This is a genomic window from uncultured Microbacterium sp. (assembly GCF_947489255.1).
Lineage (GTDB): Bacteria > Actinomycetota > Actinomycetes > Actinomycetales > Microbacteriaceae > Microbacterium > Microbacterium phycohabitans.
This window is the reverse complement of sequence record NZ_CANLCY010000001.1, coordinates 310,848-324,648: the sequence shown is the minus strand read 5'-3', so window position 1 is coordinate 324,648 and position 13,801 is coordinate 310,848. Positions and strand designations below refer to the sequence as shown.

Here is a 13,801-nt window from a genome sequence, read left to right as displayed (position 1 = left end):
GTCAGGACAGGGCGTCGACCTCGGTCGCCCACTGCTTCCAGGACTCGTCGGCGCTCTGCGTGCCGTCCTCGACGCGGGTCAGGGCCTTCTGCATCGCGTCGTTGATCTGGAAGTAGAACTGGCCCTTGTACGGCGAGACCTTCACGGCCTGCGCGCGCTCGGAGAGCATCTCGCCGACGGGGGCGTCGTTGAAGTAGGCGTTGACGCTGCCGGTGAGGGCGTCGGCCTTCAGCGCGTCGGTCTGGCTCGGGAAGGTGCCCGCGTTCTCGAACGCCTTGACCTGGGTCTCGGGGTCGGTGAGCCAGTCGGCGAGCTCCTGCGCCGCCTCGACGTTCTTGCCGTTGCCGGGGACGGTCAGGTACGACCCTCCCCAGTTGCCCGCCCCGCCGGGGAAGACGTTCGCGATGTCCCAGCCCGTCACCTCGGGCGCGTTGCCCTCGATCACGCCGAGCATCCAGCCGGGGCAGAGCATCGTGGCGAACGCGCCGTTCGACAGGCCGGCGAACCAGTCGTCGGACCACTGGCCGAGGTGCGCGGACTGCGTCGCGCTGGCGGCGAGCACCTGGTCGTAGATCTTCTCGACCTCGGGGTTGCTCGTGGCGATGATCGAGCCGTCATCCGGGTTCTCGTAGGCGGCCTCGACCTGGTTGATCGCGCCCTGGTACGTGCCGCCGGCGGAGTCGAAGAACGCCTTGCCGGTCGCCGCGACGTACTTGTCGCCCGCGGCGAAGTAGGTGGACCAGTCGCCCTCGAGCATCTTGGCGACCTCGGCGCGATCGGTGGGCAGGCCCGCCGCGGCGAACAGGTCGGAGCGGTAGCAGACGCCCTCGGGTCCGATGTCGGTGCCGTAGCCGACGAGCTTGCCGTCGGCGCTGGTCGCGGCCTCGACCTTGTAGTCGAGCCAGCGGCTCTTGAGGTCGTCGGGCACAGGGGCGAGCAGGTCGGCGTACTCCATGACCTCGGGCAGCCAGTCGACCTCGATGGCCTCGATGTCGGCGAGGCCGGTCTTGCCGAGCTTCTGGAAGTAGTTCTCACGGGCCTCGTTGCTGGTCGCGGCCTTGTTGTGCACGATCTTCACGTTCGGGTGCGCGTCCATGTACTCCTGCAGGAGCGCATCGGTGTACCCGAAGTCGTTGAAGGTGGCGATGGTGAGGGTCACGTCGCCGTCTCCGCCCGAGGCGGAGCCCCCGGCGCCGGAGCAGCCGGCGAGGACGAGGGCGGAGGTGGACGCGACCGCGGCGACGAGCGCGGTCCGGCGCAGGGCATGGGTGTTCACAGATCACTCCTTTGTGGTGGGTGCTGACCGGTGACGTGCTCCCACGTGCGAGGTGTGGGAGCGCTCTCACCGACCGAGAGCGACAATATGGGATCGCTCCCACGACGTCAAGAGAGCGCTCCCACGTTCCGCCGCCGCACCTCAGGCCGCGATAAACGCCGCGCGTACCGGGAAACGCTCCCGGAGCGCGTTTTTCGGCACAGCGGGCGTTTATCGAGCAGGATGACCCCGCGGCAGAGCGGGGATGCGCGTGGGAGGAGCCCGCGGCGCGGCGGAGACGCGGGCGTGGACCTCGCCGGACACGCAAGGCCGAGCCCGCGGCGCGGCGGAGACGCGGGCGCCGCCCCCGCCGCGCACGCAACGCCGAGCTCCCCCGACGCGTCGAGGTCGCTGCGAGCCCACCGCGTGGCGCCCCGGGCCGTTCAGCCTGCACCACGGCGCACCGGGCGCTCGCGTAAGATGACTCCCACAACGCCACCCGACTTCTGGAGCTGCAGTGCCCACCATCGTCGTCGACGTCATGCCCAAGGCCGAGCTTCTCGACCCGCAGGGGAAGGCCGTCGCCGGCGCCCTGTCGCGGCTCGGCGAGAACCGCTTCTCCGACGTCCGCATCGGCAAGCGCTTCGAGCTCACCGTCGAGGGCGAGGTCGACGAGGCCACTCTCGCCCGGGCCCGCGAGCTCGCCGACGAAATGCTCTCGAACGCCGTCATCGAAGACGTCGTCAACGTCGAGGTCATCGAGCGGTGACCGCACGCATCGGGGTCATCACCTTCCCCGGCTCCCTCGACGATCGCGACGCGCAGCGCGCGATCCGCCTCGCGGGCGGCGAGCCCGTGGCCCTCTGGCACGGTGAGCACGACCTCAAGGGCGTCGACGCCCTGGTCCTGCCCGGCGGCTTCAGCTACGGCGACTACCTGCGGGCCGGCGCGATCGCCGCCTTCGCGCCGATCATGGCCGAGGTCAAAGACGCCGCCGCCAAGGGCATGCCCGTGCTCGGCATCTGCAACGGCTTCCAGATGCTCGTCGAGGCGCACCTGCTCCCCGGCGGCCTCATCCGCAACGCGCACCAGCAGTTCATCCGTCGCGATCAGCGCCTGCGCGTCGAGAACGCCTCCACCGCGTGGACGAGCGACTTCACCGAGGGCGACGAGATCGTCATCCCGCTGAAGAACGCCGACGGCGGATACATCGCGGATGCCGAGACCCTGGCCCGCGTGAACGGCGAGGGCCTCGTCGCCTTCCGCTACCTGGGCGTGAACCCCAACGGCTCCCTCGACGACATCGCCGGCCTCACGAACGAGCGCGGCAACGTCGTGGGCCTCATGCCCCACCCCGAGCACGCGGTCGAGCCCGGTTTCGGCCCGGGCACGCCGGCCGCCATGCGCTCGGGCGTCGACGGTCTCGGCTTCTTCACGTCGGCGATCGCCGCCGCGGTGAACGCCGCCGCCTGATCCGGTCCCGCCGTGACCGACAAGCGCGCCCCCGATCAGGACGCGCTCATCGATCGCATCCTGCATCTCTGGCGAGCGGATGCCGACACCCTGCCCTCCGAGCCGCGCCTGGCCGAGCTGACCGGCGCGAGCCGCAACTCAGTGCGCGAGGCGCTGATCCGCCTCGAGGAGCGGGGGTACGTCCATCGCACGCAGGGGGCGCGCACCTCGCCGAACCGTCGCCTACCGGGCGTCGGGCGGCGCATCGACCAGCAGTTCGATCATCTCCTGTCGATCCGCTCCGCGGGCTATGACGCGACCCTCGACCTGGTGTCGTCGGAGCGGGTCGCCCTGACTCCCGGCATCCACCGCTTCGACGACCTTCCCGACGGCACGAGCGTGCTGCGCACGGTCAAAATGTGGCGGGTCGACGGGCAGCCGTACGCCCTCGCCGAGGATCTCGTGCCGGTCACGCGCGAGGCCGAGGTCGATCCCCACAGCCCGGTCTTCGCCCTCGCGGAAGCGGCGAACGGCGTGCGCGTCGCGTGGGAGACGCTGTGGATCGAGGCGAGCGGCCTGGATGCCGAGCGCGCGGCGCTGCTGTCGACGGCGCCGGCGACGCCGGTCATCGAGATGACCTACTGCGGCTACGGCGCCGACGACGCGATCGGCTACTGGTCGCGGGAGGTCCAGCTCCCGGCACCCCCGGGGTTGCGCAACGCGCTGATCCGGCGCGTGCGAGCCTGAGCGTTTCGGCCGCGTAACAGCACGGTGAACTTGTCCGACAAGGGTCTCGAACTCTTGTTGGACAAGCGTAACGTCGGGGTCACCCGACGAAAGTGAGCCGTCATGACCGACACCCTGACCGTCCACCCGCTGCGATCCGAGATCGTCTCCGCCGAGGCCTTCGAGGCCTTCGGCGTCGTTCTGACGCCCATGGAGGACGGCACCCCGTTCACGGCCGAGGAGGCCGTGCTCGATGTGTCCGGCGGCATCCCGCGCTTCTACCTCATGCACCTTGACGACAAGCCCGCCGAATTCGTGCGGGTCACCCGTCACCTCGAGACCACGCAGACGCTCATGGCGGTCGGTGACGTCGAGTGGACGATCGCCGTGGCGGCCCCCGGGGTCGAGGAGCCGACCCTCGACGACCTGCGCGCCTTCCGCATCCCCCCGCGTACCGCCATCACGATGCGCAAGGGCACCTGGCACGCCGGGCCCTTCTTCGCCGACCCGAGCATGGACTTCGTCAACCTCGAGCTCGACGACACCAACGTCTCCGACCACCACAATCACCGTCTCGACGACGCCTACGGCGTGCGCGTCGTGATCGACGGGGAGTGAGGGTGCTCACCCCTCTGCCCGATGCCGCCGCGCGCCTCGCCGCCCTCGAGCGCGAGGCCGCGCATCAGGCGGAGCTGAGCGCGGGCGATGGGCGCTCGTGGGCCGGTGCCCGCGACGGCGTGCGGCCGGTGGTCGTCGTCGGCGCCGGTCAAGCCGGTCTGGTACTCGCCCGGGGCCTGCGGCGCCGGGGCATCGACGACGTCGTCGTGGTCGATGCGGCACCCACCGAGGCGGCCGGGCCGTGGACCACCTACGCGCGCATGCACACGCTGCGCACGCCGAAGGACATCGCCTGGCCGACATGGGGCACCCCCGCGGTGAGCCCGCGCGCGTGGTTCGAAGCCGTCTACGGCGACGCGGCCTGGGAGGACATCGAGTACTTCCCGACCGTGGCGTGGCAGGGCTTCCTGCACTGGTACCGCGACGCCTCCGCCGTGACCACCGTCGCATCCACGCGCGTGAGAGCCCTCGCCGTCGCGGGCGCCGACGACCCGCTGACCCTGCACCTCGACGGACCCGACGGAGAGTGGATGCTGCCCGCCCGGCACGTCGTTCTCGCCACGGGCATCGAGGGGGCCGGGGGACGCCACCTTCCTGCGCTGCTCGACGGGCTGCCCGCCGAGCGCGTGCACCACACGCACGACGACATCGACTTCTCCGCCCTGGCGGGCCTGCGCATCGGCATCCTGGGGGCCGGCACCGGGGCGTTCGACAACGCCGCCACCGCCCTCGAGCACGGGGCCGCGAGCGTGGATGTGCACATGCGTCGCCCGTCGATGCCGCAGGTGAGCCCGTACCGCTGGATGGAGTTCGCCGGGCTCATCGAGAACTACGGTTCCTTCACCGACGCGCAGAAGTGGGCGTTCAACGTGCACCTCTCCGCCGTCGATCAGCCCGCGACGCAGAACGCCCTGTGGCGCGCACACGCGTTCGACGCGTTCCGCTTCCTCACCTCGTCGCCGTGGGAGGACGTCTCGTGGACCGGCGACGAGATCGCGGTGACCACTCCCCACGGCATCCATCACTACGACGTCGTGCTCGCGGCGACGGGGATCGTGGCCGACCTGGCACGGCGCCCCGAGCTGGCCGGTGTCGCCGCGGACGCGGTGCTGTGGCGCGATCGTCTGTCCCCCGCGGATGTGGCGCAGAACCCGGGACTCGCCGCGTTCCCGTACCTCGACGACGACTTCGGTCTCGTCAGCCGCAGCGCTCCCGGCCGTTCGGCGCTGTCGCGCATCCACATGTTCAACCACGGCGCGCGGATCAGCCAGGGCATGCTGAGCCACCAGATCCCCGGCCTCGTCGGCGGCGCGACGAAGCTCGCCGCCGCTCTCTCGCGTCGTCTGTTCGAGCACGACTCCGACCGCCTGCTCGCGGAGTACCTCGCCTACGACGTGCCGGTGGGAGTGCACATCGGCCGCCGTTCGGCGGCACCGGTCACCGTCGCCTGAGTCGCGCGGCGGCGGGAGACGCGCACGACGCCGGACCGCCGCCGCGTGACACCGCCCTGATCCACCCGGGCCCCGACAGCGCACACGACTCCCGCGTCGTGTCCACCGGGGCCGGAGCACCGTCGGCGCGGGTAGCGTCGATCGGGTGACGACTTCGACCCCGCTCCTCGTGTCCGTTCCCACCGCTCAGCTGCGCGACGATCTGGGCGAGCTGCCCGACGGCGTCGAGGTGATCGTGTGGGACATGCAGGATGCCGCCCCTCGAGAACGCTTCGACATGGTGGTTCCGCCGTACATGTCGATGACCGGTGTGATCGAGCGCCTGCAGGAGATCGAGGTCGGCCTCGTGCAGAGCCAGTCGATCGGCTACGACAACGTCGAGGGGCGTCTGCCCGAGGGGATCGTCTTCGCCAACGCGGCGAGCGTCCACGAAACCGCGACCTCAGAGCTCGCCCTCGCCCTCACCCTGGCCGCGCAACGACGGCTGCCCGACTTCGTCCGCGCCCAGGATCGCGGCGAGTGGACCGGCGGCGAGGCGCCCGGACTGGCCGACGCCCGCGTGACCCTGCTCGGCTTCGGCGGTGTGGGACGCGCGATCGCCGCGCGCCTGAAGCCCTTCGAGGTGCACCTGCGCGCGATCGCCTCGCACGGCCGGCTGCAGGACGACGTCGAGGTGTTCCCCCTCGGCAAGCTCGCCGAGGTGCTCGTCGACACCGACATCGTCATCGCCTCGCTCCCCGGGGGCGAGGCGACGCGCCACGTCCTCGACGACGCGGCGCTCTCGGCGCTGCCCGACGGCGCGCTCGTCGTCAACGTCGGTCGCGGACCCCTCATCGACACCGACGCCCTGGTCGACCACGTGCGCCGCGGTCGCCTCCGCGCCGCGCTCGACGTCACCGACCCCGAGCCGCTGCCCGCGGGCCACCCGCTGTGGGATCTTCCGGGAGTGCTCATCGCCCCGCACGTGGGAGGGGCGACGGATGCCATGCGCCCGCGCATCGCGCGTCTCGTGCGCCGACAGATCGATCGCCTCGCCGCCGGCGAGCAGCCGCTGAACGTCGTGCTCGGCGGCTGATCCCCTCGTCTCCTCGAGCGTCCCGGACACGCCGCCGGAGACACGAGCCGAGCGGCGTGTCCTGGACACTCGAGGACAGGCGGGCGGGGCGCTCAGCCCGCGAGGTGCGCGTAGGAGTTCGCGGCGGCGGCGACATCGTCGACGTAGCTGTCCAGGTGGTTGTACGAGAACACCGCCCGTCGCCAGCCTGCGGGGGTCGTCATCTCGCCCGCGGCGCACAGATAACGCGCCGCGGCGAGGGCCGCGTCGTCGATCTGGTTCGGATCGGCCACGCCGTCGCCGTTCGCATCCGCGCCCCAGTGCTCCCACGTCGAGGGGATGAACTGCAGGGGGCCCACCGCGCGGTCCCACACGGCATCCCCGTCGAAACGGCCGCCGTCGGTGTCGGCGATCGCCGCGCTTGCGGCGCCGTCGAGCGCGATCCCGCGGATGGGCGGATCGGGGTACCCGTCCGCCCGCAGCACGCCGCCCCCGTGCGAACCGTGCGCGGACTCGATCGCGCCGAGGCCGGCGAGAGTGTTCCACCCGAGCCCGCATCCCGGCTGCTCGCGCAGCAGCGTCAGCGCGGCCGAGGCGTAGGCGCGCACCGCGCGATCGGGGATGCCGGTGCGCGCCGCCGTCACGGTCGACCAGGCACCGTCGGCGACCGCCACGCCGGCGGGGGCGGGACCGCGCGTCCCCTCGGCGCCGGACACGGACTCGTCGGTCGCGCCGAGCGACGTCGCACCTCCCGCGGTGGCGGACGCGTCGGAGAAGGCCCCGGATGCCGTGACCAGCCCGGCCTGCATCACGGCCGACGTGGAGCGGTGCTCGGCGTCGCGGGCCGCCGTCTGCGCCTGCGTGCACAGCACGCCCACGCCGACGACCGCGGCGACCACCGCGAGCAGCCACGGCCAGAGCGGCCGGCGTACGTCGACGTCGGGATGCACGCTGACCCTCTCGGCATTCATCGAGTTCCGTCCACGCCGCGACGGTAGGCGGGACGAGCATCGGCGACGTGAACGTCCGGGATACGGCATCCGTTGTGCCCCGGTTGCCCCGCGGAGGTGGCGAGGCGTCGGACGGGCGGCGGTGAGCGCCTCAGCCGCGGAAGCCCGCCGGGTTCGACAGCAGGTCGGCGAAGGCGAGTTCCGCGGGGCCGATGAGCATCAGACGCGAGCGCAGGTGGGCGCGCTCGAGGCGGATCGCGCGTCCCTCGGCTCCGAGCGGGTGCACGCGCACGGCGTCGGCCAGACGTTCGCGGCTCACCGACAGCAGAGCGCCGAGATAGCCCGAGAGGACGACGGTCTCGGGGGCGAACGCATTGACGAAGTTGGTGAGCGCCAGCGACAGCATCTCGACCTGACGGGTGACCTCGGTCATCACGCGCGGGTTGCGCGCGACACCGAGTTCGACGTCGAGCTCGTCTTCGTCGAGCTTGCGACGGCCGAGCAGCGGCTCGAGGATGTCGAGGCTGACCTCGGCCTCGAGGCAGCCGCGGCGTCCGCAGACGCAGGCCCGGCCGCGCGGGTCGACGACCGTGTGCCCCAGCTCGCCGGCGTAGCCGGAGGTGCCGCGCAGCAGCGTCCCGTCGATGATGAGGCCGCCGCCGATGCTGTGCATCGCGCCGCCGAGGTACAGCAGGTTGCCGACGCCCACCCCGACCCCGAACCGGGACTCGGCGAGGGCGCCGATGCTGGCGTCGTTGCCCGCGGTCACCGGCATCCCGAGCTCGTCGCTCAAGCGGGCCGAGACGGGGTCGCGCTTCCACCCGAGGGTCGGCGACACCAGCACCGAACCGTTGGCGTTGACCAGGCCCGGCACGGCGAGACCCGCGCCCACGACGCGATAGTGCCGGTCGATGTCGGCCCGCATGGCCTCGACCGACGAGGCGACGATCTGCACGAAACGCCGCGGCGAGGGGGCGCTGGCGGTGTCGTGACGGAGGCGGGCGTGGACGACGCCGCCGAGACCGACCAGGGCCACCGTGACCGCGTGCGGTTCGGCCCGCACGCTCAGGGCGGCGACGTGGTCTTCGGGCTCGAGGTCGAGCGTGGGGCGGCCGACCTTGCCCGTGCGCTCTCCGCCGGGGGCCTCGCGCACGAGGCCGAGCTCGGTGAGCTCCATGATCAGACCGGTGACGGTGGAGCGGTTCAGCCCCGTGGTCGCCCCGAGCTGGGCGCGTGAGAGCGCTCCCCGGGAGTGGAGGAGCGACAGGACGGACGCGAGGTTCTGCTGACGGATCAGGTCGTTCGTCGTACGGCCAGCCGGCGGCGCGAGCGGGGTTGCGGGCTCGAACACGGCAGGAGTCATGAGGGAGACACCTCCCCCATCATCGCATCGCGGGGGTCCGGGCGGAAAAGCGGGCGGAGCAGATGGGGAGCGCGCCGCGAGGCCGCGCTCCCCATCCGCTCAGACACCGCCGTTGCGGCGCTTGTTGAAGATGTCGAACGCGACGGCCAGGAGCAGCACGATGCCCTTGATGGCCATCTGCCACGCGGCGTCGACGCTCAGGATCGACAGGCCCATGTTGAGCACGCCCATCACCAGACCACCGACGACGGCCCCGACGACCGTGCCGATGCCGCCCTGCACGGCGGCACCGCCGATGAACACCGCCGCGATGGCATCCAGTTCGTAGTTCTGACCGGCGGATGCCACGGCGCCACCGGCGCGTGCGGTGCTGACCACCGCGGCGAGGCCCGCGAGCACGCCCATGTTGACGAAGATGAAGAAGTTCACCCACTTCGTCTTTACCCCGCTCATCACGGCGGCGAAGAGGTTGCCGCCCATCGCGTAGATGTGCCGGCCGAAGGTCGTGCGGTTGAGCACGAACGTGTAGGCCAGGACGAGCACGGCGAGGATGATCAGCACGATCGGGGTGCCGTTGTACGCGGCGATCGTGAAGGCGACGGCCATGATCGCGACGACCGCGATGGCGTTCTTCAGCCAGAACGACCACGCCAGTTCGCGGGGCAGCTCGAGGCGGCGGAGCGTCGCCCGCGTGCGCAGCTGCTGGACGATCAGCAGGACGCACGCGATGGCGCCGAGCACGAGAGTGAGGGCGTCCCAGTTGCCGAGGTAGCCCAGGAACGGCGGCAGCCATCCCGCGCCGATCGCGGTGAAGCCGTCGGGCAGGCCGCTGATCGTGCCGCCGGTGAGGAGCACCAGCGTGAGGCCGCGGAAGAGCAGCATGCCCGCGAGGGTGACGATGAACGCGGGGATGCCGACGAAGGCGACCCAGAACCCCTGCCACGCCCCGACCACGGCGCCGACGACGAGCGAGAGCAGGACCGCGACGAACCAGGGCAGGCCCCATTGGTTCATCGCGATCGCGGCGATCGCGCCGACCATGGCGACCACCGAACCGACCGACAGGTCGATGTGGCCGGCGATGATCACCATGACCATGCCGATCGCGAGGATCAGCACGTAGGCGTTCTGCTGGATCAGGTTGTTGACGTTGCCCGGCATGAGCAGGCGCCCGCCCGTGAGCACCTGGAACAGCACGATGATGATGACGAGGGCGGCGAGGATGCCGAACTGACGGAAGTTGATGCGCGCGAGCAGGCCGCGACGTCGCGGTCCGGGTTGCGTCGGCGCGTCGACCGTCTGGGTGGATGCGGTGGCCATGTCTGTCAGTTCCTTCCGGCGGTCATGTGCCGCATGAGGGTCTCCTGCGTGGCGTCGTCACGGCCGACCTCGGCCGTGATGCGTCCCTCGGAGATGGTGTAGATGCGGTCGGAGAGGCCGATGACCTCGGGCAGCTCCGACGAGATGACGATGACGGCCTTGCCCTGGGCCGCGAGCTCGTTGATGATCCCGTAGATCTCGTACTTGGCCCCGACGTCGATGCCGCGGGTGGGCTCGTCGAGGATGAGCACGTCGGGTCCGGTGAACATCCACTTCGACAGGACGACCTTCTGCTGGTTGCCGCCGGAGAGACGTCCGGTGATCGCGGCGACGCTGGGCGCCTTGATGTTCATCTTGTAGCGGTACGAGTCGGCGACCTTGTACTCGCGGTACCGGTCGACCACCCCGAGCCGGGCGAGCCGGGCGAGGGCGGATGCCGAGACGTTGACCTGGATGTCGCCGATCAGGTTGAGGCCGTACTTCTTGCGGTCCTCCGTGGCGTACGCGATGCCGTGCTTGATCGCGGCGTCGACGGTGCGGACGTCGATCTGCTGACCGTTCTTGTAGACCTCGCCCGAGATGCCCGTGCCGTACATGCGGCCGAAGATGCTCATCGCGAGCTCCGTGCGACCGGCGCCCATGAGACCCGCGAAGCCGACGATCTCGCCCGCGCGCACCATGAAGGACGCGTCCTGGATGACGACGCGCTCGGTGTCGACGGGGTGGTGCACGGTCCAGTTCTCGACGCGGAACAACTCCTCGCCGATGTCGGGTTCGCGCGGCGGGAAGAGGCTGTTGAGGTCGCGGCCGACCATGGCGCGGATGATGCGCCCCTCGTCGGTCTCGGGATCGGAGCGGTGCATCGTCTCGATCGTGCGGCCGTCGCGGATGATCGTGATGCGATCCGCGATGCGCAGCACCTCTTTGAGCTTGTGGCTGATGATGATGCAGGTGATCCCCTGCGTGCGCAGCTGGTCGATGAGGTCGAGCAGGTGCGCCGAGTCGTCGTCGTTGAGGGCGGCCGTGGGCTCGTCGAGGATGAGGAGCTTGACCTCCTTGGCCAGCGCCTTGGCGATCTCGACGAGCTGCTGCTTGCCGACGCCGAGCTCGTAGATCTTCGTCGCGGGGTTCTCCCGCAGGCCGACGCGCTTGAGCAGGTCGGCTGCGGCGGTGTTGGTGGCGTTCCAGTCGATCACGCCGCGCTTGGACTTCTCGTTGCCGAGGAAGATGTTCTCGGCGATCGAGAGGTAGGGGCTGAGCGCCAGCTCCTGGTGGATGATGACGATGCCGGCGGCCTCGCTGTCGTTGATCGAGCGGAACTCCATCCGCTCGCCCTCGAGGGTGATCGTGCCCTCGAAGGACCCCGTCGGATAGACGCCGCTGAGAACCTTCATCAGGGTCGACTTGCCCGCGCCGTTCTCTCCGCAGATCGCGTGGACCTCACCGCGGTGCACGTCGACCGACACGTCGGCCAGGGCCGGCACGCCGTTGAACGACTTCGAGATCCCCGCCATGCGCAGGATCGGTTCGGTCATGGTGTGTTTCCTCCGTCAGCTCCCTCGCCGAGGTGGCGAGGATCGAGCGGCGGGACGGGAGAACCCGCCCCGCCGCGAGAGGGCCGGGGCGGGAGGGACCCGCCCCGGCCGGTGGGGCTCAGAGCCCGACGTCGGAGGCCTTCAGGAAGCCCGAGTCGATGAGCTTGGACTGCACGTCGTCCTTGACGACGACCTCGGGGGTCAGCAGGTAGGAGGGCACGACCTTCTTGCCGTTGTCGTAGGTCTTGGTGTCGTTGACCTCGACCTCCTTGCCGTCCTTGATCTCCTGGATCATCGTGAAGACGCGGTCACCGAGGGCACGGGTGTCCTTCCAGACCGTCATCGACTGCAGGCCGTCGAGGATCGCCTTGACGTTGGCCTTGTCGGCATCCTGACCCGTGATGATCGGGTACTCGGCTCCGGCGGTGTAGCCGGCCGACTTCAGCGACGCCTCGATACCGATGGCGAGGCTGTCGTTGGGCGAGAGCACCACGTTGACCTTCTTGCCGTCGCCGTAGAACGACGACAGACGGTTGTCCATCTCGGCCTGGGCCTTGTCGGAGGCCCAGCCCTGGATGCCGATCGACGCCCACGCGTCGTCGTTCGCGGGCGACTTGCCGCTGGGGACGACCAGCTGGCCCTTCTCCACGTAGGGCTGGAGCACGTCCCAGGCGCCGGCGAAGAAGAACTTCGCGTTGTTGTCGTCGGGGCTGCCGGCGAAGGGCTCGAGGTTGAACGGTCCCTTGCCGTCCTTCAGGCCCAGCTGCTCCTCGATGTACTGGCCCTGCAGGGTGCCGACCTTGTAGTTGTCGAACGTGGCGTAGTAGTCGACGTTCTCGCTGCCGTTGATGAGACGGTCGTAGGCGATGACCGTGGCGTTCTGCGACTTGGCCTCTTCGAGGACCGGGCCGAGCGTCGAGCCGTCGATCGCGGCGATGACGAGGATCTTCGCCCCACCCGAGATCTGGTTCTGGATCTGGCTGATCTGCTGGTCGGTCTTGTTGTCGGCGTACTGCAGGTCGACGGTGCACCCGGCGTCCTGCAGCTTCTTCTGCAGCTGCTCACCGTCGTTGATCCAGCGCTCGAGGCTGCGGGTCGGCATCGCGATGCCGACGTTGCAGTCGCCGCTGGCACCGGCGGCGTCGCCGCCCCCGTCGGCAGGGCGCGTGGAGCTGCACGCCCCGAGACCCACGGCGAGCGCCGCGATGGCCGCACCGGTCAGGATTTTCTTCAGCATGTGATCTGCGTTCCTCTCTGAACAGCAGGGACCGTATGGTCCGCACCCGCGCCCTCCCCGGCGTCGGATCGGGTACGTCTTCGTCCCGGCACTCTGGTCCGTCGAATTATGACGGCTCCGAAAAAATATCCATCGCCGAGGGTTTTGTCTATAGCCACGTCAAAATTGTCCGGGCCCGTGATCGGACCGTGACCGAGCCGCCGGAAGTGCCGGAAAACGCGCCCTGATCAGCCGTCAACGCACGTCGCGGTCGGCACCCGACCACAGATCGGCGCACTCGACGAGCGTCGCGCCCTGCGCGATCAGGTAGGGACGCGCGCCGACGTCGCCGCGCGCGGCGCTCGACACCGCTGCCCAGTGGGCCCGTCCGAGCAGCACCGGATGCCCCGGCGCACCGTCGTAGGCGGCCTGGGCGAGGGCGTCGGGGGCGGCTCTGCGGGCGACGCGCGCGACGGCCGCAGGCACCAGCTCGGGGGTGTCGACGGGGACGACGACGGCCGCGAGCGCCGACCCCGACGACAGGGCGGCCAGTCCCGCGCGCAGCGAGGCCGCCATCCCCGATTCCCAGTCCTCGACCCGTACGATCGACGCCTCCGCGGGCACGAGCGCCGCCGCCTCATCGACGCCGGCCCCGAGCGCGACGGTGACGTCGCGGCATCCGCCCTCGATCAGCGCGCGCACCGTGAGAGCCACCCACGGCGTTCCCGCCGGGGTGCGGGCGAGGGCCTTGGGCCCGCCGAAACGACGACCCGCCCCCGCAGCCAGGACCAGTCCCGAGACGGCGACGGGGGGCGCGGCGGGCATGGTCACGACAGCGTAGCGTGCGCGAAACACGCCCCG

13 protein-coding genes are annotated in these 13,801 nt (G+C 70.5%); 6 read left to right on the top strand and 7 right to left on the bottom strand.

Annotation, left to right across the window (positions count from 1 at the left end):
• Nucleotide 1: 1 nt before the first annotated feature.
• Entirely contained in the window at nt 2-1,276 is a 1,275-nt protein-coding gene (locus Q0818_RS01545) for an ABC transporter substrate-binding protein (RefSeq protein WP_298870544.1), read from the bottom strand.
• A 496-nt stretch (nt 1,277-1,772) separates the two neighbouring features.
• Here Q0818_RS01545 and purS point away from each other — a divergent pair, with 496 nt between their 5' ends.
• The 6 genes from purS (at nt 1,773) to Q0818_RS01515 (ending at nt 6,577) form a co-directional block, all read left to right on the top strand.
• On the top strand, nt 1,773-2,024 hold the full coding sequence (gene purS, locus Q0818_RS01540) for a phosphoribosylformylglycinamidine synthase subunit PurS (protein WP_298870543.1): 252 nt from the start codon (nt 1,773-1,775) through the stop codon (nt 2,022-2,024).
• Nucleotides 2,021-2,728 carry a phosphoribosylformylglycinamidine synthase subunit PurQ gene (purQ, locus tag Q0818_RS01535; protein WP_298870541.1) on the top strand — a complete coding sequence of 236 codons (708 nt, stop codon included), beginning with the start codon at nt 2,021-2,023 and terminating at the stop codon, nt 2,726-2,728. The genes purS and purQ overlap by 4 nt, the downstream gene beginning before the upstream one ends.
• Nucleotides 2,729-2,740: 12 nt before the next feature.
• Nucleotides 2,741-3,454, top strand: coding sequence for a GntR family transcriptional regulator (locus tag Q0818_RS01530; protein WP_298870539.1), 714 nt, complete (start codon nt 2,741-2,743; stop codon nt 3,452-3,454).
• A 102-nt stretch (nt 3,455-3,556) separates the two neighbouring features.
• Complete coding sequence (locus Q0818_RS01525; RefSeq protein ID WP_298870538.1) at nt 3,557-4,051, top strand: ureidoglycolate lyase; 495 nt, start codon at nt 3,557-3,559, stop codon at nt 4,049-4,051.
• A gap of 2 nt (nt 4,052-4,053) precedes the next feature.
• On the top strand, nt 4,054-5,502 hold the full coding sequence (locus Q0818_RS01520) for an FAD-dependent oxidoreductase (RefSeq protein ID WP_298870536.1): 1,449 nt from the start codon (nt 4,054-4,056) through the stop codon (nt 5,500-5,502).
• 145 nt (nt 5,503-5,647) lie between these two features.
• Nucleotides 5,648-6,577, top strand: a complete 930-nt coding sequence (locus Q0818_RS01515; protein WP_298870534.1) for a 2-hydroxyacid dehydrogenase — start codon at nt 5,648-5,650, stop codon at nt 6,575-6,577.
• Nucleotides 6,578-6,669: 92 nt separating this feature from the next.
• Here Q0818_RS01515 and Q0818_RS01510 read toward each other — a convergent pair whose 3' ends face one another.
• The 6 genes from Q0818_RS01510 to Q0818_RS01485 form a co-directional block, all read right to left on the bottom strand.
• Nucleotides 6,670-7,527, bottom strand: coding sequence for a lytic murein transglycosylase (locus Q0818_RS01510; RefSeq protein WP_298870532.1), 858 nt, complete (start codon nt 7,525-7,527; stop codon nt 6,670-6,672).
• A 130-nt stretch (nt 7,528-7,657) separates the two neighbouring features.
• Nucleotides 7,658-8,869 (bottom strand): ROK family protein, encoded by a 1,212-nt coding sequence (locus Q0818_RS01505; protein ID WP_298870530.1) that lies wholly within the window; start codon nt 8,867-8,869, stop codon nt 7,658-7,660.
• Nucleotides 8,870-8,968: 99 nt separating this feature from the next.
• Complete coding sequence (gene mmsB / locus Q0818_RS01500; protein ID WP_298870528.1) at nt 8,969-10,189, bottom strand: multiple monosaccharide ABC transporter permease; 1,221 nt, start codon at nt 10,187-10,189, stop codon at nt 8,969-8,971.
• A 5-nt stretch (nt 10,190-10,194) separates the two neighbouring features.
• Nucleotides 10,195-11,724 carry a multiple monosaccharide ABC transporter ATP-binding protein gene (gene mmsA / locus Q0818_RS01495; protein WP_298870526.1) on the bottom strand — a complete coding sequence of 510 codons (1,530 nt, stop codon included), beginning with the start codon at nt 11,722-11,724 and terminating at the stop codon, nt 10,195-10,197.
• 118 nt (nt 11,725-11,842) lie between these two features.
• On the bottom strand, nt 11,843-12,961 hold the full coding sequence (chvE, locus tag Q0818_RS01490) for a multiple monosaccharide ABC transporter substrate-binding protein (protein WP_298870525.1): 1,119 nt from the start codon (nt 12,959-12,961) through the stop codon (nt 11,843-11,845).
• Between the two features lie 234 nt (nt 12,962-13,195).
• Nucleotides 13,196-13,765 (bottom strand): NTP transferase domain-containing protein, encoded by a 570-nt coding sequence (locus tag Q0818_RS01485; RefSeq protein ID WP_298870523.1) that lies wholly within the window; start codon nt 13,763-13,765, stop codon nt 13,196-13,198.
• Between the last annotated feature and the right edge of the window lie 36 nt (nt 13,766-13,801).

Bases quoted from the DNA above. Each gene is read 5' to 3' on its own strand.
- Q0818_RS01510 (WP_298870532.1), bottom strand. From the start codon at position 7,527: ATGAATGCCGAGAGGGTCAGCGTGCATCCCGACGTCGACGTACGCCGG.
- chvE (WP_298870525.1), bottom strand. From the start codon at position 12,961: ATGCTGAAGAAAATCCTGACCGGTGCGGCCATCGCGGCGCTCGCCGTG.
- mmsB (WP_298870528.1), bottom strand. From the start codon at position 10,189: ATGGCCACCGCATCCACCCAGACGGTCGACGCGCCGACGCAACCCGGA.
- mmsA (WP_298870526.1), bottom strand. From the start codon at position 11,724: ATGACCGAACCGATCCTGCGCATGGCGGGGATCTCGAAGTCGTTCAAC.
- Q0818_RS01485 (WP_298870523.1), bottom strand. From the start codon at position 13,765: ATGCCCGCCGCGCCCCCCGTCGCCGTCTCGGGACTGGTCCTGGCTGCG.
- Q0818_RS01525 (WP_298870538.1), top strand. From the start codon at position 3,557: ATGACCGACACCCTGACCGTCCACCCGCTGCGATCCGAGATCGTCTCC.
- Q0818_RS01505 (WP_298870530.1), bottom strand. From the start codon at position 8,869: ATGACTCCTGCCGTGTTCGAGCCCGCAACCCCGCTCGCGCCGCCGGCT.